Raw genomic sequence first — 15,682 nt, 5'->3', positions numbered from 1 at the left:
GATAGCCAATATGTGAAAGAATCCGGCCATGACCCATCGGATCGCGGTGGTCGTGCTCGACGACTTCGCCCCGCTCGACCTGGGCATCCCAGGCCAGCTCTTCCTGTCGGCCCGCGACGGCGAGGGCGGTCATCTGTACGAGGTCGTCACCTGTTCGCTCGACAGGGCTCCGGTCAGGACGAAAGCCGGCTACAGCGTGCTGCCCGACCACGGGCTCGAGGTCCTCGACAGCGCCGACACCGTGCTGGTGCCGGGCGTCCACGGCGGTCCCGCGCTGACCTCGGGGACCATCCCCGACCGGCTGCGCGACGCCCTGCGCGGGCGGCCGAGGGTGATGTCCATCTGCACGGGCGCGTTCGTGCTGGCCGCGGCGGGCCTGCTCGACGGCAGGCGCGCGACCACCCACTGGATGCACGCGGCCGCCCTGCGCCGCTTCTTCCCGCAGGTGCGGGTCGACCCCGACGTGTTGTTCGTCGACGACGGCGACGTGCTCACCTCGGCGGGCGTCGCCTCGGGGCTCGACCTGTGCCTGCACGTGATCCGCCGCGACCACGGCAGCGAGGTGGCCAACCGGACGGCCCGCCGCTGCGTGATGCCGCCGTGGCGCGAGGGCGGGCAGGCGCAGTTCATCGACAGGCCGCTGCCCGAGCCCACGGGGACGGGCACCGCCGCCACGCGGCAGTGGATGCTGGAGCACCTCGACGACCCTCTCGACCTGGCCGCGCTGGCCGACCACGCGAGGATGAGCGTGCGCACCTTCACCAGGCGCTTCCGCGAGGAGACCGGGCTCAGCCCGGCCCGCTGGCTGGCCCGCCAGCGGGTGGAGCACGCCCGCCACCTGCTGGAGACCACCGATCTGGCGGTGGCGCAGATCGCCAAGCGCGCGGGGTTCGGCACGGCCGTGTCGCTGCGCCAGCACCTGCACGCCGCGGTGGGGGTGCCGCCACTGGCGTACCGGCAGACGTTCCGCGGCAGCTAATTGCGAGTTATGTGCAAGTACAAGTTAAAGTCAGGCATATGCTCTCCCGCCTGTGGCCGGCCGCGCTGGTCGCCGTCCTCGCTCTGACCGCCTGTTCCGCACCCTCCACCGCCCCCGCCGCGGACGACGCCTTCGTCATCGCGATCAGCTCGGAGTTCGAGACCCTGGACCCGGTCAAGGGCTACGCACCCGACGGCGGGTCGATGATGTTCGACGGCCTCATGGCCAGGAGCCCCGACCTGACGCTCAAGCCGGCCCTCGCCACCGCCCCGCCGGCGATCGCGGCCGACGGCCTGAGCGCCGTCTTCACCCTGCGCCAGGGCGTGCGCTTCCACGACGGCAGGCCGCTGACGGCCAAGGACGTCGTCTACACCTACACCTCGGTCAAGGGCTCGCCGATCGGCGGCGACTACGAGGCCATCGACACGGTCACCGCCAAGGACGACCACACGGTGGAGTTCAGGCTGAAGCATGCCTACGCGCCGCTGGCTCAGCGCACCACGCTAGGCATCGTCCCCGACGGCGGCTTCCCCGCCAACAGGCCGGTCGGCACCGGGCCCTACACCTTCGTCTCCTGGACGCCCGGCGACAAGGTGGTGATGGCGGCGAACAAGGACTACTGGGGCGGCGCCCCCGCGATCGGCAGGGTCGTGGTGACCTTCGCGGCCGACGACAACGTCAGGGCCACCCGTCTTGCGGCCGGTGAGTTCGACGCGACGATCCTGCCGCCCAAGGCCGCGGCCAGGTTCGAGAACCAGCGGGGCCTCAAGGTCTACAAGGTCGACAGCGCCGACTACCGCGGCATCATGTGGCCCTTCAAGGAGAAGGTCACCGGCGACGTGGCGATCCGCAAGGCCGTGAGCCTGGCCATCGACAGGCAGGCGATGGTCGACACGATCCTGGCGGGGGCGGGCAAGCCCGCCTACGGCCCGATCTCCCCCGACACCGTCTGGCACGACCCGTCGGTCACCGGCAGGACCGACCCGGAGGCGGCGAAGAAGCTGCTCGACGAAGCGGGACACAAGCCGGGCCCCGACGGCGTCAGGGCGAGCTTCACGCTGATGTATCCGGCCGGAGACTCGCTGCGCAAGGAGCTGTCCCTGGCCGTCGCCTCCGACGCCAAGAAGATCGGCATCGACGTGAAGCTGGCCGGACTCGACTGGGACGCGATCGAGCCGCGCATGGCCAAGGACGCGCTCATGATGGGTTACGGCAGCCCGTACGACCCCGACTACGTCAACTTCGAGCTGTTCCACTCCAGGTTCGCCGGGCAGGGCTTCTTCAACCCGGGCCACTACGACAATCCGAAGGTCGACGCCGCGCTGGAGAAGGGCAGGGCCAGCACCGACGCGGCCGTCCGCAGGCAGGCCTACCAGGAGTTCCAGCGGCTCGTCCACGCGGACGAGGCCTGGACCTACCTGGCCTTCCTCAAGCACGTGTACGTCATCCGCGGCGACTACCAGGGCGTCACTCCCTCGGTCGACGCACACGAGCACGCCACCGGCGGCCTCTTCCGCGACCTGCACACCTGGAAGCCCGCCGTCTGATGCTGAGGATCGTGCTCTGGCGGCTGGCCTTCGCCGTGCCGCTGCTGCTGGCGGTCACCGCCGCGATGTTCGCGCTGGCCGCCAACTCCCCCTTCGACCCCGTCCGCCAGTACCTCGGCGACCGCGCGATGGTCACCTCCCCCGAGGTCGTCGCCAGGATCAGGGCCGAGTGGGGCCTCGACAGGCCGCTGCTCGAGCAGTACGCGACCTGGCTCGGCAACCTCGTCTCCGGCGAGCTCGGCGACTCGCACTCCTTCAACCGCCCCGTCCTCGACGTCATCGTCGAGCGGCTGCCGTGGACACTGCTCGCCACCGGCTGCGCGATCGTCCTCATGCTGGCCGGCAGCCTGATCGTGGGCACGCTGGCCGCCTGGCGCAAGGGCTCGGCCCTCGACCGGCTCATCACCGGCGGCGCGCTGGCCAACGAGTCCGCTCCGGTGTTCTGGCTGGCGCTCGCGGCGATCTACGTCTTCGCCGTGACCCTGCGATGGCTGCCCGCCGGAGGGCTGACCGACGCGGGCTCCACCACGCTCGACCCGCTGGACGTCGCCGCCCACATGGTGCTGCCCGTGACGGTCCTGGCGATCTCGCAGTCGTCCTGGCTCGTGCTGTACGTCAGGGAGTCGGTCATCGCCACCCTGCGCGAAGACTTCGTGATCGGCGCCAGGTCGCGCGGCCTGTGCGAGCGCACCGTGGTCGTCAGGCACGCGCTCAGGGCCGCGCTGCTGCCGTTCCTCACCCTGGTCGGCGCCAGGGTGCCTGAGCTGGTGACCGGCGCGATCCTGGTCGAGACCGTCTTCTCCTGGCCGGGCGTCGCCTCGGCGACCGTCCAGGCGGCGCTGTCGGTGGACTTCCCGCTGCTGGCCGTGCTCACCCTGCTCGGCACCCTCGCCGTCGTCGCCGGCAACCTGCTGGCCGACCTCGCCTACCGCGTCGCCGACCCACGGACCGCCTCATGAGAACCGCCGCCTTCGTCCTGGTCGCGCTCGGCCTCGCCGTCGTGCTGGTGCCGCCGCTCTTCCAGCTCGACCAGCAACTCGTCGACCTGCGCGCGGCCGGCCTGCCACCCTCTCTCGCCCACCCGCTCGGCACCGACGAGGTGGGCCGCGACGTGCTGCTGCGCTGCGTGTACGGCCTGCGCGTCTCCGTCCTCGTCGGCCTGGTCGCCGCGCTGGTGAGCATGGTCATCGGCGGCACGCTCGGCCTCGCCGCGGGCAGCGCGGGCGGCCTCGTCGACCGGCTGCTGATGCGCGTGGTCGACGGCTTCTCCTCGCTGCCGCACCTGCTGCTCGGCATCTTCATCGTGGCGATGTTCGCGCCCAGCCCCGTGGCCGTGGTCGTCTCGGTGGGCGTCACCCACTGGACCTCCGCCGCCCGCATCGTCCGCTCCGAGGTGCTGTCGCTGCGCGGGCGGCCCTTCGTGGAGGCCGCGATCTCGGGCGGCGCGAGCCGCTCCCGGGTGATCTACCGGCACCTGCTGCCGCACCTGGTGCCGCACCTGCTGCTGGCGATGGTACTGATGGTGCCGCACGCCATCTGGCACGAGACGGCGCTGAGCTTCCTCGGCCTCGGCCTGCCGCCGCACCTCGCCTCGCTCGGCAACATGATCAACGACGGGCAGCGCTCGCTGCTGGCCGGCAACTGGTGGTCCAGCCTCGCACCCGGCCTGTTCATCCTGGCGCCCACGCTGGCGGTGTCGGTGCTCTCTCAGCGCTGGCGCGACCGGCTCAACCCCCGGATGCGATCGGAGCTCGCGCTGTGAAACTCGAGGTCAACGGGCTCACGGTGAGCTTCTCCATCCCCGGGGCCACCGTCCGCGCGGTCACCGACGCCTCCTTCTCGGTACGGCAGGGCGAGTGCCTGGCGCTGGTCGGCGAGTCCGGCTGCGGCAAGTCCGTCCTCGCCCACGCGTTGCTCGGCCTGCTGCCCGGCAACGCACGGGTGTCGGGGCAGGCGATGCTCTCCTCGGCGCTCTCCCCGGAGCTCTCCCCGGAGCTGGACCTGCTGTCGGCCTCGCCCGCCGTCCTCGCGAGCAGGGTGCGCGGTCGCGAGATCGGGCTGATCCCGCAGAGCCCCGCCACGCACCTCACCCCCGTCCGCACCGCGCGGGCGCAGCTGGAGGAGGCGCTCGAGGAGCTCGGGTCCACCAGCAGCGCGACGGAGCTGGCCGAGCGCTTCGGGCTGGCCCCCCGCGACCTGGACCGCTATCCGCACGAGCTGTCGGGCGGCATGGCCCAGCGGGTGGCCAACGCGATCGCGCTGGCCGGCGACCCCGGGCTGCTGATCGCCGACGAGCCGACCAGCGGCCTCGACCGGCCGCTGGTGGAGCGGACCATGGCGGTGCTGCGCGAGCTGTGCGAGGAGGGCAGGGCGGTGCTGGTCATCACCCACGACCTGCGCGCCGCGGCGCAGGTCGCCGACCACCTCGCCGTGATGTACGCCAGCCGCCTGGTCGAGGTCGGTCCCGCGGCAGAGCTCCTCGACCGGCCCCGCCACCCCTACGCGGCGGGACTCCTCGCCGCGCAACCCGACAGGGAGTTCGTGGCCATCCAGGGGATGCCGCCCGAGCTGACCGCGCTGCCCGAGGGCTGCGCGTTCGCGCCGCGCTGCGCACACGCCACGGGGGCGTGCGCGGCGCGGCCCCCCATGTCGGCAGGGGTGTCCTGTCATCATCCGCTCAGGGAGGCCGCCCATGCTCAGGGCGCGTGACATCACCGTCGGGTACGGCAGGCGCCCCGTGCTGACGGGCGTCTCGCTGGAGGTGCCGGCGGGCCGTACCGTGGGGCTCGGCGGGCCCAGCGGCTGCGGGAAGTCGACGCTGGCCAGGGTGCTGTCGCTGATGCTGCGGCCCGCCTCGGGCGAGGTGTCGATCGACGGCGCCGTCGTGTCCCGGTGGCGGCAGCGCGCGCCCCGCTCCCTGAGAACCAGCGTGGCACTGCTCTACCAGCAGCCGAGGACGGCCGTCGATCCGCGCATGACACTACGGGAGATCATCGCCGAACCGCTCGTGGCGGCGGGCCGGCCCGCGCCCGCCATGGTCGCCGCGCTGGCGGGTGAGGTGGGACTGACCGGCGACCTGCTCACGCGGCGTCCGCACGAGGTGTCCGACGGGCAGTTGCAGCGGGCCTGCCTGGCCAGGGCGCTGACGCTGGAGCCGCGCTACCTGATCTGCGACGAGATGACCACGATGCTGGACGCGTCCACGCAGGCGCACCTGGTGGCGGTGGTTCTGGCGTACCAGGCGCGGACGGGGGCGGGCGTGCTGGCGATCAGCCACGACCAGGTCCTCCTGGACCGCTGGGCCGACTCCACCGTCTCCTGGACCGCCCAGCCCGCCCACTGACCGCCCTCACCCCGAGCCCTCAGGCCACGCGCCCGGGCCCCCTCGCCCCCGAGACCCCAGCCACGCACCGGAGCCCCTCGCCCTCAAGATCCCAGCCACGCGCCCCGGGGGCCGGCCGCCTCGCCTGAGGACCGGCCCCCGCCTCGGGAGACGGGCCGCGCTTCCACGGGAAGACCCCGCTGCTGGTGGAGCGGGATCACTCGAACAGGTCGGGCTGTTCGCGGACGATCTGGTCGTGCAACGGCTGGTAGTTGATCCATCCGACCAGGTCGTTGCCGATCTGCTGGTGCGTGAGCTCGGCGTTCTCGTGCGAGATCGGCACCACCTGTCCCGCCGCCTTCGCCAGCAGCTGCACCTGCGCCGACCGCTCCATCGTGATGAACCACCACGCGGCCGCGTCCACGGTGCTCCCGACCGTCAGCAGGCCGTGGTTGCGCAGCACGACCGCCTTGTGCGAGCCGAGCGCTGCGGCGATCCTCTTGCCCTCCTCCAGATCGGTCACGACGCCCGTGTAGTCGTCGAACAGCCCGTTGTCCTGGTAGAAGGCGCAGGCGTCCTGGGTGATCGGCTCGATGGTCTGGCCGAGTGCCGACAGCGCCCTGCCGTGCACCGAGTGGCTGTGCGCCGCGGCGACCACCTCGGGCCTGGCCTGGTGGACCTGGGAGTGGATCGCGAACGCGGCCTCGTTGACGTGGTAGCGGCCCTCGACCACCTTGCCCTCGTGGTTGACGAGGATGAGGTCGCTGACCCTGATGTGCTTGAAGGACATGCCGAACGGGTTGACCCAGAAGTGGTCACTGAGCTCGGGGTCGCGCGCGGTGATGTGGCCCGCCACGCCCTCCTCGAACCCGAACTTGCCGAAGATGCGAAGCGCGGCCGTCAACCGTTCCTTACGGTGGCGCCGCTCCTCCTCCACGGTCTCGAAGGTGGGGGGCAGCCGGAAGATCAGGTTCTCGGACATAACAATATTCTAGTGAGCAGGCCGCCATCTACCGCTACACAGAGGCCGGAATAACAAAAGGCCGGTGAGAGTTTCACCGGCCGTGCGAGATGCGGTGGAGCTAAGGAGACTCGAGCTCCTGGCCCCCTCCATGCCATTGACGCTGCTGCGCTACCAAACGGTGGAGCTAAGGAGACTCGAACTCCTGACCCCCTCCATGCCATGGAGGTGCGCTACCAACTGCGCTATAGCCCCTTTGCGCCCTCGGCGCGAAGCCAGTCTATAGGACTTCGGCAGTACTCAGTGACGGGAATGAACGCCGCCCCGACCTGGTTACAATGAAAACCGTTTTCAACCGCAAGGAGGCGTCGGATGGCCAGAAACGACCTACGGCCAGTCATCAAGCTTCGATCGACGGCGGGAACGGGTTATACCTACGCGACCACCAAGAGCCGCAGGAACAGCCCCGACCGGCTCGAAGTGCGCAAGTACGACCCCATCATCCGTCAGCACGTCACCTTCAGGGAGGAACGATGAAGAAGGGCATTCACCCCGAGTACCGTCCGGTGGTCTTCAGGGACGCGAGCGCCGACTACGCCTTTCTGACCCGGTCGACCGCCGTGAGCGGCAAGACCATTGAGTGGACCGACGGGAACACCTACCCCGTGGTCGACGTGGACGTCTCCTCGGCCAGCCACCCGTTCTACACCGGGCGCGGCCGCGTGATCGACACCGCGGGCCGGGTGGAGAAGTTCAAGCAGAGGTACGGCAAGAGCTGACCCTGCGTCACGCCTTGCCACGGTGCGTGACACGGAGTCGGTGGAAGCCACGCCACTCGCCGCGCGCTGCGCGCGCCTGTACGCCGAGCGGGAGCATGCCCTGCTCGGCGTCAGCGCGTTGAACGGCTATTTCACGCTCGAGAAGATCACCCGAGTCCGCCGTCAGCCGATGGCAGCCGCCTTTGTGATCAGGTCGGCCAGCTCGGTCACGGCCGGGTCCTCGGTGGCCGCGGCGAGCCTGGTCGCGTGCGTGCCCAGCTCCGGCAGGCCGATGCCGAACGCCTCCCTGTCGCGCAGGTGCAGCGCGAAGGCGGCGGCCACGACGTCCACCTGGAGCCGTGACGACGTGCCCTCCCACAGCGCCGCGCCGAGGTCGGCGGCCTGCACCGACGCGCTCGCCTCCGAGGGCCGTCGCGTGTCGGGCTCCTGCCAGCGCACGGTGGCGGCGGCGAGCTGCCCCCAGGCGCCGGGGCGCAGCTTCAGCGCGTAGAGCGCGGTCACCGAGTGCCCGGGCCCCACCTCGCCGCCGTCGCGCGAGTCGTCGCGGAAGTCCTCGGTGGCCAGGGCGCGGTTCTCGTAGCCGATGAGCCGGTAGCTCTCCACCGCCGACGGGTCGAAGACGACCTGGGCCTTGGCGTCGCGGGCGCGCAGCTCCAGGGTGGCGGGCAGGCGCTCGACGAAGACCTCGCGCGCCTCGTCGGCCGTGCTGACGTAGACGGCCGCGCCGTCGCCGTTGTCGGCCAGCTGCTCCATGAGCTCGTCGCCGTAGTCCCTGCCGACACCCACCGACAGCAGCGTGAGCTGCCGGCCCGCGTGCTCCTTGACCCGGTCGAGGATGGCCTGCCACGTGGTGCTGCCCGTGTTGGCCAGGCCGTCCGACAGCAGGATGACGCGGTTCGTGGCGGCGGGGCGGAAGGCGCGGGCCGCCTCCTCGTAGCCGGTGACCAGCCCGTCCTCCAGGTTGGTCGAGCCCTCGACGGCGAGCTGGTCGATGGCGGCGTGCAGGTCGGCGCGCGCGGTCAGCGGGGTCATGGCGGCCAGCAGCCGCGCCTCGTCGCTGAAGGAGACGATCGAGACCTGGTCGCCGGGGGCGAGCTGGTCGACGAGCGTGTGCAGCGCCTGCTTGACCAGGTCGAGCCTGCCCGGCTCGGCCATGGAGCCCGACACGTCGACCACGAACGTGAGGTTCGCCGGCCGCCTGGACGCGGCGTCGGCCGCCCTGGTCTGCAGGCCGACCCTGAGGACGGCGGTGTTGCGCTCGGGCATCCGGGCGCCGTCGACGTGCACGGTGAACCCGTCGTCGCGCGGCTGGGCGTAGTCCTGGCGGAAGGCGTTGACGAACTCCTCCGGCCTGACCTGCGCGGGCTCGGGCCACCGGCCCTCGGCAAGGGTACGGCGGGCATAGCCGTAGGAGGCGGTGTCGACGTCGAGCGCGAACGTGGACACCTGGGCCGCCTCGGTGTCGGTCTCCTTCCCCGCCTCCGTGGCCCTCGCCGCCGAGGAGGCAGAGGAGGCCGGCGATGCCTGGGGGACCGGCGGGGCAGCGGGTTTGACCGGCGCCGCGCGGTCGGGAGCGCTCGTTCCCGACCCTCCGGGCCCGCCACAGGCGGCGAGGACGAGCAATAACGCGATCACTACAAAGGGACGAAATTTCATGGCAACCACCTCCATCGGGTACCACGGACCCGTTGGAGGCAGTGGCCGGGCCTTGACGCAAGCGAGTACAAACCGTGTTCGGCGCGTGATAGGCATGGGTCCCGTGCGCGTCTATCTGGGTCTGGCCGCCAAGGGCCGAGACATTCCCCCACAGGTCCTGGCCTCCGCCCGCGAGGCGATCGAGAGTGCCTTCCCCGTGCCGGCCGAGGTGATCAGGTCCGGCGAGTGGCATGGCGCCGGCGTCTCGCTGTTCGGCTGGAGCAACGAGCCCGACGACTCCCGCCTGCCCGGGCTTCTGCATCCCGACGGCGGCCGGATCGTCGGGGTGAACGGGCACCTGGCCGACCCCGCCGACGTGAGCAGGCTGCCGGACGACTCCGTCGGCGGCGCGTTCTCCGCGTGGATCGCCCGCGACGGCGAGCTGACCGCGAGCACCGCGATCAACAGGGTCTGCCCCGTCTTCTACGCCGAGACGCCCGACCTGCACGTCATCGGGAGCAGGGCCCTGCTGGTGCACCTGGTCGCCCAGCAGGTCGACCGGATCGACTACGACGTGCTCGCCCTGCAGACGATGGTCCGCCAGGGCTTCTTCCTGTCCGACGAGACGCCCTACAAGGGGGTGTCGGCGCTGCGGCCCGCCACGACGATCGCGATCCGCGGCGGGAGCCGTACGATCTCCGAGACCCCGCTGCCGGAGGCCGGGCCGGCGCCCGACGCGCCGCGGCTGAAGAGGGCGGCGATCGGGGAGCTGGCCGAGGCGCTGCTGGCCACCGTCGAGCCGCTCAGGAACGCGTCCGAGCCGGTCAACCTTGCACTGACGGGCGGGCGCGACACCAGGATCCTGGCGGCGCTGCTGCACGCGGCGAAGGTGCCGTTCAGGGTGACGACCAACGGGCTCGACACCCATCCCGACGTGATCCTGGCCAGGCGGATCGCGGCCGCGCTGAAGGTCGAGCACACGGTCATCGCGCCGCCGCAGACCGCCGCCAAGGACGCCGTGCTGGTCGAGCACCCGCTCGAGCGGGCGTGGGAGACGCTGCGCACCTGCGAGGGCATGACCTCGGCGTACGAGTCGATCGTGGGCTACCTGCCGTACTCCGGCAAGCCGACGATGTCGGGGCAGAGCGGGGAGACCCTGCGCGCGGGCAGCCTCAACCTGCTGCAGACGGACCTCAGCGACAAGGCGCTGCTGCGCCGGATCACCACCACCTTCGTCAAGGACGAGAAGCTGTTCACCGCCGAGGCGAACGAGCACGCGCGGGAACTGGCCAGGCCGTGGCAGGCGCGGCGGAACCGGCTGGAGGCGCTCGACCACATCTACATCTGGTACAAGGTCGGCCGCTGGCAGGCCAGCGCGCGGGCCGGCTCGCTGCGCAGGGGCGATCCGGTCAGGCCGTTCCTCGACAACCGGGTCGCGAGGGCCGCGCTCTCGCTCGACCAGGGCTGGCGCCTGTCCGAAGAGGTGATCTACACGCTCATCCTGCGCTTCGCGCCGCAGCTCAGGGACGTCCCGATCGAGGGCAAGCCGTGGCGGTTCACCGACGGGCTCAAGAAGCGGTGGCCGTGGTCGCACGTCCCGCCGCCCTCGATGCCGACGCAGAAGACCGGCGGAGGCTGGAGCTGGCGGACCAGCCCGGGCCCCGACCTGACCGCGGTGCTGAGGGAGCAGGTGCTCGGCGGCCTCGACGCCCTCGCGCCGATCGTCGATCCCGACGAGGTGCGGGCGCTGTTCGCCGACCCCGTGGTGAAGAAGCCCGGCACGGCCTGGCACCTCTACACCGTCAGCACCATGCTGACCGGCCTCTACCCCGGCAAGCAGCCCGAAGGGCTGGAGCGGATCACGGTGTCCAGGCCGGATCCCGGCCGGTGACGCCGAACAGGCGCTGCCGGATACGATCCGGTTCATGCTGGTTCCGCTGCCCACCCGGCTCCCCACGGTGGCCGCGCTCGCCTTCGACGGCATGGCGCCCTTCGAGCTCGGCTGCGTCGTGGAGATCTTCGGCCTGCCCAGGCCCGAACTACGGGTGCCGTGGTACGACCTGAAGGTCTGCGCGGAGGACGGCGAGCCCCTGCGGGTCGTCGGCGGATTCAGCATGCGGGCCGAGCACGGGCTCGACGTGCTCGCCTCGGCGGACACGGTGATCGTGCCAGGCGTGGCCGACGTGCGGGGCCCCGTCTCCCCCGCGCTGATCGCGGCGCTCAGGACGGCCTTCGAGCGGAAGGCCAGGATCGTGTCGATCTGCTCGGGCGCCTTCGCGCTCGCCGCGGCCGGGCTGCTCGACGGGCGCGAGGCGACGACGCACTGGAAGTACGCCGACCTGCTCCAGCGGCGCTTCCCCGAGATCCGCGTCAACCCCGACGTCCTCTACGTGGACGGCGGGCAGATCCTCACCAGCGCGGGCAGCGCGGCGGGGCTCGACCTGCTGATCCACCTCGTGCGCACCGACCACGGGGCGACCGTCGCCAACGCCGTCGCCAGGCGCCTGGTCATCCCGCCGCATCGCGACGGCGGCCAGGCGCAGTTCATCCAGGCCCCGGTGACGCCGGTCGGCGAGGACGACGCGGTCGCCAGGGCGATGGAGTGGGCGCTGGCCCACCTGGCCGAGCCGATCACCGTGGCCGATCTGGCCCGGACGGCGCACATGGCCGAACGCACCTTCGTCAGGCACTTCAAGGCGCAGACCGGCACCTCTCCGCTGCGATGGGTGATCGCGCAGCGGGTGGCCGCGAGCCTGCCGATGCTCGAGTCGTCGGGCGCGCCGGTGGAGGAGATCGGGGCGGCGGTCGGCTTCGAGAGCCCGGTCACCTTCCGCCACCACTTCACCCGCGCCATGCGCACCTCTCCCTCGGCCTACCGCCGCGCCTTCAGCGCCACGCGCTGACCCTTCCCTCGAACTGAGCGTCCGCCGCCGACTCTCGCGCGGGGGCTGCCTCCTCCTGTGCTCGACGCTGGGATACAGTCGAGTTGAACACGTTCAAAGGAGGCGACGTGACACCCCTCGTCGGCGCGATCGTCACGCTGGGCATGCTGGTCGTCATCCCCATGGGCCTGCGCCTGCTCGGCGTGCGCGCCTGGCCGTTCGTCGTGGGCGCGCTGCCGGGGGCACTGTCGCTCTGGCTGCCGCGCGGTCCCCTCGCAGTGGCGCTGGCGGCCTGGTACGGTCTGGCCACCCTCTACCTCGCCCGGCATGCCCTCCCCCGGCTGCGCAGGCCCGATCCGGTATGGCTGGCCGCGGCCACGGCGCTGGTCACGCCCTCGGTCGCGGCGCTCTCGCTGGTCGCCGAGCGGGGCGGGTACCACCTTCTCGGCTACTCGCCGCAGATGCTCGCGCTCACCGTCGCGCACTTCCACTTCGCCGGCTTCGCCGCCGCCCTCGTGGCGGGGCTGGTGGGCAGGCAGGCGGGCTCGAGCGCCGCCGCGCTGACCGTCCCCGCGGGCACGCTGCTGGTGCTGGGCGGATACTTCGTCGGCGACTGGGCGGAGCTGGCCGGCTCGGTGGTGCTCACGGCGGGCATGTGGTGGGTCGGCTGGCTGGCCTGGCGCAGCTTCGGCGGCGTGTTCCTGCTGACGGGCGCGGTGCTCGTGGTCACCATGCTGCTGGCGCTGTCCTGGGCGGTGGGACAGGCCACCGGCCTGCCGCATCCCTCACTGGAGCTGATGATCGCCACGCACGGCGTCGGCAACGCGTTCGGTTTCGCCCTCTGCGCCGTCGCCGCGCTGCGCCGGCTCGACCCCTTGTGAGGCAGTCATGGAGTTCACCTATCCCGACGTCGGCGCGACCCTGACCGGCGACCGGCCCGCCGGATACACCCACCTTCGCCACTCGCGCGTGCTGCGCGTCCCCTTCGAGGATGCCGCCGAGGCGCTGATGACCTGGCAGGCGCAGCGCCGTGTCGGCCTGCGGCCGCTGCCGTCCGCGCCGCGCATCGCCCCCGGCGTGGAGGTGACCGTCCAGCTGGCCGTGCTGAAGGCGCCGTGCAGGATCATCTGGGTGATCGAGGAGCAGGATCGCGTCGGCTGGGCGTACGGCACCCTGCCGGGGCACCCCGAGAGCGGGGAGGAGAGCTTCCTGCTCGAACGCCTGCCCGATGGGAGGGCCAAGGTCACCATCACCGTGTTCAGCCGCCCGGGCAGCCTGCTCACGCGCCTGGGCGGCCCGCTGGTCACGCTGACGCAACGGCTCTTCCTCCGTCTGTACGCCCGCGCGTTGGACCTTTACGCCAGGCCCGCGGGCGATCAGGATCAGAAGATGTGACCTACCGCACACCGGATGAGATCAGAGAGACACCGAGCCCCGCCGAGGAGCGTTTCGAACTGACGTGATCAAGGCCGCGCTCGCCCTCCTGACGGTCGTCGTCGTGCTGCTGGCGCTGGCCTGGGTCTTCCAGCGCCGGCTGATCTACCTGCCCGACCGGAGCCCGCCGCCGCCCGCCGCCGCGGTGCTCCCCGGCGCCCGCGACGTCGCCTTCACCACCTCCGACGGCCTGCGGCTGAACGCCTGGCACGTCACCGGCGGCCGGCGCGGGGTGACCGTCCTGGTGGCGGGCGGCAACGCGGGCAACCGCTTCCACCGCGCCCCGCTGGCCGCGGCCCTGGCCCGCGAGGGCTTCGACGTGCTGCTCATGGACTACCGGGGCTACGGCGGCAACCCGGGCTCCCCCTCGGAGGAGGGCCTGTCGCGCGACATCAGGGCCGCCCGCGCCCTGGTGAAGGGCCCGGTGATCTACTTCGGCGAGAGCCTGGGCGCGGCCGTGGTCACCGCGCTGGCCGTCGAGGACCCGCCCGACGGGCTGCTGTTGCGCTCCCCCTTCACCGACCTCGCCGCGGCCGGCCGCCACAACTACCCGTACCTGCCGGTCGGCCTGCTGCTGTGGGACCGCTTCCCCGTCGCCGGACCGCTCGCGTCGGTGCGGGTGCCGACCGCCGTCGTGTACGGCTCCCGCGACACGATCGTGCCGCCTTCGCTGAGCCGTACGGTGGCCGCCGCGGCGGCGGGGCCGGTGACGGAGGTGGAGGTCGAGGGCGCCGGGCACAACGACAGAGCGCTGCTGGACGGCCCCGAACTCATCGCGGCCGTGGTCGCGCTGGCGGGCTGATCCGCTCCTCCCGGATGTCAGAGTTCGTAGTCGAAGGTGTAGCTGTGGGAGCCGTCGGGGGCGATGTGGATCTGGAGGGCGCCGCGCAGGCCGGTCAGCTCGCCGGTGCCGGAACCGGGGACGACGGTGCAGGTCAGCGAGTCGTCACCCTCGTTACTGACCGCGTTGTGCTGCAGGACGAACGTCCCCGTGCGCCCGCCGAGGGTGCAGGAGACGCGCTCCATCGCCACGTACGAGCGGGAGTCCTCACGCTCCGACGACGAGACGATCATCGTGACCGCGCCCGACCCCGCCAGGTCGCCCTCGAAGGTCTTGCTCAGCGTGACGAAGGCCAGCGCGGCGCCGTCGACCACGTCGTAGGGCTCCTGAGGAGTCCAGCCGAAGGTGACGAAGGTTCCCTTTGCGTTCATGACCTCTATCGTCGCCGACGTACCTGTCACCTCCTGTCAGGTACCGGCGAGGCGTCGCACCACCGGCGCGAACGCCTCCATGTAGTCCGCGTTGATCGAGACGTAGGAGATGCCGAGCCGGTCCCTGCGCTTGCTCAGCGTCTCCGCCATCTCCTCGACCGAGCCGGTCAGGATGCCGGTGCCGCTCGGCTCGCCACCGAGCTGCCGCAGCAGCCAGGGCGGCAGGTCGTCCCCGATCGCGGCCACGTTGGCGTTGATCTCCAGCTGCGGGAAGCGGTCGCCGGCCAGCTCGTACAGCTCGTCGAGCCTGGCGGCCAGCTGGTCCTCGGTGGCCTGGACGGGCAGTGCGAGGGCGATGATGTCGGCCTTCTCCGCGGCCAGGCGCAGCAGGCGGGGCCCCGCGGCGGCGATGAGGATCGGCACGTCCGCGACGGCGTCGACGGTCGCGGCCAGCCGGGAGACGCGCTCGGACGGCGTGCCGTGCGCGAACCCGAGCCTGGAGCTGTCGGCCTCCGCGCCCGGACGGCCCGCGCCGAGCCCCAGCTCGAACCGGCCGCCCGACAGGATGCGCAGCGCGTTCGCCTCCCACGCGACCTGGCCCGGGGTGCGGTTGGGGGCGCTGAGCACGTACGTGCCCAGGCGGAGCGTCGTGGTGACGGCGGCCGCGGCGGCCAGCGCGGGGAACGGCGAGAACGTGCTCAGCGTGTCGGGGGTCAGCAGGGTGGCGTAGCCGAGTCGCTCGGCGCGGCGGGCGAGCGCGGTCCAGTCCTGCCCGTTGTTCGCGTGACCGGCGACGACGCCAAACCTGAAGGGGCGTGTGGTCATGCATCCACGATCTACCGACAACGCCCGGGACAGCATCACCCTGGGGTTGCTGGTACGCGTACTCCTGTGGGAGCAGCAGGGAGCCGCCGCTCTCCTGCGTTCCACG

The 15,682-nt window shown here is 71.7% G+C and carries 17 protein-coding genes, 1 tRNA gene and 1 pseudogene; 14 read left to right on the top strand and 5 right to left on the bottom strand.

Annotated elements, in window-relative coordinates; genetic code table 11:
* The first annotated feature begins 28 nt into the window (after positions 1–28).
* Genes H4W81_RS03470 through H4W81_RS03445 form a run of 6 tightly spaced genes read left to right on the top strand, consistent with a single transcriptional unit; the run spans position 29 to position 5,869 of the window.
* On the top strand, positions 29–979 hold the full coding sequence (locus H4W81_RS03470) for a GlxA family transcriptional regulator (RefSeq protein ID WP_192773440.1): 951 nt from the start codon (positions 29–31) through the stop codon (positions 977–979).
* A gap of 38 nt (positions 980–1,017) precedes the next feature.
* Complete coding sequence (locus tag H4W81_RS03465; protein ID WP_192773439.1) at positions 1,018–2,526, top strand: ABC transporter substrate-binding protein; 1,509 nt, start codon at positions 1,018–1,020, stop codon at positions 2,524–2,526.
* Complete coding sequence (locus H4W81_RS03460; protein WP_192773438.1) at positions 2,526–3,485, top strand: ABC transporter permease; 960 nt, start codon at positions 2,526–2,528, stop codon at positions 3,483–3,485. Before H4W81_RS03465 ends, H4W81_RS03460 begins: the two co-directional genes overlap by 1 nt.
* Positions 3,482–4,288 carry an ABC transporter permease gene (locus H4W81_RS03455; protein ID WP_192773437.1) on the top strand — a complete coding sequence of 269 codons (807 nt, stop codon included), beginning with the start codon at positions 3,482–3,484 and terminating at the stop codon, positions 4,286–4,288. The genes H4W81_RS03460 and H4W81_RS03455 overlap by 4 nt, the downstream gene beginning before the upstream one ends.
* Complete coding sequence (locus tag H4W81_RS03450; protein WP_318781496.1) at positions 4,285–5,235, top strand: ABC transporter ATP-binding protein; 951 nt, start codon at positions 4,285–4,287, stop codon at positions 5,233–5,235. Before H4W81_RS03455 ends, H4W81_RS03450 begins: the two co-directional genes overlap by 4 nt.
* Positions 5,219–5,869, top strand: coding sequence for an ABC transporter ATP-binding protein (locus tag H4W81_RS03445; RefSeq protein ID WP_192773436.1), 651 nt, complete (start codon positions 5,219–5,221; stop codon positions 5,867–5,869). Before H4W81_RS03450 ends, H4W81_RS03445 begins: the two co-directional genes overlap by 17 nt.
* Positions 5,870–6,065: 196 nt before the next feature.
* On the opposite strand, the gene H4W81_RS03440 is transcribed toward H4W81_RS03445, so the two are convergent.
* Both H4W81_RS03440 and H4W81_RS03435 read right to left on the bottom strand, forming a co-directional pair.
* Positions 6,066–6,830, bottom strand: a complete 765-nt coding sequence (locus tag H4W81_RS03440) for a class II aldolase/adducin family protein (RefSeq protein ID WP_192773435.1) — start codon at positions 6,828–6,830, stop codon at positions 6,066–6,068.
* A gap of 161 nt (positions 6,831–6,991) precedes the next feature.
* Positions 6,992–7,064, bottom strand: a tRNA-Ala gene (locus H4W81_RS03435).
* Between the two features lie 117 nt (positions 7,065–7,181).
* Between H4W81_RS03435 and rpmG the strand changes: the two genes are divergently transcribed.
* From rpmG to H4W81_RS49870, 3 genes and pseudogenes are all read left to right on the top strand, one after another.
* On the top strand, positions 7,182–7,346 hold the full coding sequence (gene rpmG / locus H4W81_RS03430; protein ID WP_192773434.1) for a 50S ribosomal protein L33: 165 nt from the start codon (positions 7,182–7,184) through the stop codon (positions 7,344–7,346).
* Positions 7,343–7,588 carry a type B 50S ribosomal protein L31 gene (locus H4W81_RS03425; protein WP_192773433.1) on the top strand — a complete coding sequence of 82 codons (246 nt, stop codon included), beginning with the start codon at positions 7,343–7,345 and terminating at the stop codon, positions 7,586–7,588. Before rpmG ends, H4W81_RS03425 begins: the two co-directional genes overlap by 4 nt.
* A gap of 22 nt (positions 7,589–7,610) precedes the next feature.
* Positions 7,611–7,736: pseudogene (locus tag H4W81_RS49870) on the top strand (tRNA-dependent cyclodipeptide synthase); the annotation flags it as partial.
* Between the two features lie 14 nt (positions 7,737–7,750).
* Here H4W81_RS49870 and H4W81_RS03420 read toward each other — a convergent pair.
* On the bottom strand, positions 7,751–9,244 hold the full coding sequence (locus tag H4W81_RS03420; protein ID WP_225958436.1) for a vWA domain-containing protein: 1,494 nt from the start codon (positions 9,242–9,244) through the stop codon (positions 7,751–7,753).
* Positions 9,245–9,338: 94 nt separating this feature from the next.
* Here H4W81_RS03420 and H4W81_RS03415 point away from each other — a divergent pair, with 94 nt between their 5' ends.
* The 5 genes from H4W81_RS03415 to H4W81_RS03395 all read left to right on the top strand — a co-directional run bounded on the left by H4W81_RS03415 (position 9,339) and on the right by H4W81_RS03395 (position 14,341).
* Positions 9,339–11,114, top strand: coding sequence for an asparagine synthase-related protein (locus H4W81_RS03415; RefSeq protein ID WP_192773431.1), 1,776 nt, complete (start codon positions 9,339–9,341; stop codon positions 11,112–11,114).
* A gap of 34 nt (positions 11,115–11,148) precedes the next feature.
* Positions 11,149–12,126, top strand: coding sequence for a transcriptional regulator FtrA (gene ftrA, locus H4W81_RS03410; protein WP_192773430.1), 978 nt, complete (start codon positions 11,149–11,151; stop codon positions 12,124–12,126).
* A 107-nt stretch (positions 12,127–12,233) separates the two neighbouring features.
* Positions 12,234–12,986: a YndJ family protein gene (locus H4W81_RS03405; protein ID WP_192773429.1), complete on the top strand. Its 753-nt coding sequence runs from the start codon at positions 12,234–12,236 to the stop codon at positions 12,984–12,986.
* A gap of 7 nt (positions 12,987–12,993) precedes the next feature.
* A complete protein-coding gene (locus H4W81_RS03400) occupies positions 12,994–13,500 on the top strand; it encodes a DUF1990 family protein (protein WP_192773428.1) in 507 nt (168 codons plus the stop codon).
* Positions 13,501–13,564: 64 nt separating this feature from the next.
* A complete protein-coding gene (locus H4W81_RS03395) occupies positions 13,565–14,341 on the top strand; it encodes an alpha/beta hydrolase (RefSeq protein WP_192773427.1) in 777 nt (258 codons plus the stop codon).
* Positions 14,342–14,358: 17 nt separating this feature from the next.
* Here H4W81_RS03395 and H4W81_RS03390 read toward each other — a convergent pair whose 3' ends face one another.
* Positions 14,359–14,751 (bottom strand): DUF3224 domain-containing protein, encoded by a 393-nt coding sequence (locus H4W81_RS03390; RefSeq protein WP_192773426.1) that lies wholly within the window; start codon positions 14,749–14,751, stop codon positions 14,359–14,361.
* A gap of 36 nt (positions 14,752–14,787) precedes the next feature.
* Positions 14,788–15,576 carry an LLM class flavin-dependent oxidoreductase gene (locus H4W81_RS03385; RefSeq protein ID WP_192773425.1) on the bottom strand — a complete coding sequence of 263 codons (789 nt, stop codon included), beginning with the start codon at positions 15,574–15,576 and terminating at the stop codon, positions 14,788–14,790.
* Positions 15,577–15,682 lie beyond the last annotated feature (106 nt).

Source organism: Nonomuraea africana (genome assembly GCF_014873535.1).
GTDB lineage: Bacteria > Actinomycetota > Actinomycetes > Streptosporangiales > Streptosporangiaceae > Nonomuraea > Nonomuraea africana.
This window is presented reverse-complemented; position numbering and strand designations above follow the sequence as displayed.

Excerpts from the sequence above, each read along its gene's own strand:
- H4W81_RS03420 (WP_225958436.1), bottom strand. The coding sequence starts at position 9,244 with ATGAAATTTCGTCCCTTTGTAGTGATCGCGTTATTGCTCGTCCTCGCC.
- H4W81_RS03425 (WP_192773433.1), top strand. The coding sequence starts at position 7,343 with ATGAAGAAGGGCATTCACCCCGAGTACCGTCCGGTGGTCTTCAGGGAC.
- H4W81_RS03415 (WP_192773431.1), top strand. The coding sequence starts at position 9,339 with ATGGGTCCCGTGCGCGTCTATCTGGGTCTGGCCGCCAAGGGCCGAGAC.
- H4W81_RS03445 (WP_192773436.1), top strand. The coding sequence starts at position 5,219 with ATGCTCAGGGCGCGTGACATCACCGTCGGGTACGGCAGGCGCCCCGTG.
- H4W81_RS03470 (WP_192773440.1), top strand. The coding sequence starts at position 29 with ATGACCCATCGGATCGCGGTGGTCGTGCTCGACGACTTCGCCCCGCTC.
- H4W81_RS03455 (WP_192773437.1), top strand. The coding sequence starts at position 3,482 with ATGAGAACCGCCGCCTTCGTCCTGGTCGCGCTCGGCCTCGCCGTCGTG.
- H4W81_RS03385 (WP_192773425.1), bottom strand. The coding sequence starts at position 15,576 with ATGACCACACGCCCCTTCAGGTTTGGCGTCGTCGCCGGTCACGCGAAC.
- ftrA (WP_192773430.1), top strand. The coding sequence starts at position 11,149 with ATGCTGGTTCCGCTGCCCACCCGGCTCCCCACGGTGGCCGCGCTCGCC.
- H4W81_RS03440 (WP_192773435.1), bottom strand. The coding sequence starts at position 6,830 with ATGTCCGAGAACCTGATCTTCCGGCTGCCCCCCACCTTCGAGACCGTG.
- rpmG (WP_192773434.1), top strand. The coding sequence starts at position 7,182 with ATGGCCAGAAACGACCTACGGCCAGTCATCAAGCTTCGATCGACGGCG.
- H4W81_RS03390 (WP_192773426.1), bottom strand. The coding sequence starts at position 14,751 with ATGAACGCAAAGGGAACCTTCGTCACCTTCGGCTGGACTCCTCAGGAG.
- H4W81_RS03465 (WP_192773439.1), top strand. The coding sequence starts at position 1,018 with ATGCTCTCCCGCCTGTGGCCGGCCGCGCTGGTCGCCGTCCTCGCTCTG.
- H4W81_RS03460 (WP_192773438.1), top strand. The coding sequence starts at position 2,526 with ATGCTGAGGATCGTGCTCTGGCGGCTGGCCTTCGCCGTGCCGCTGCTG.
- H4W81_RS03400 (WP_192773428.1), top strand. The coding sequence starts at position 12,994 with ATGGAGTTCACCTATCCCGACGTCGGCGCGACCCTGACCGGCGACCGG.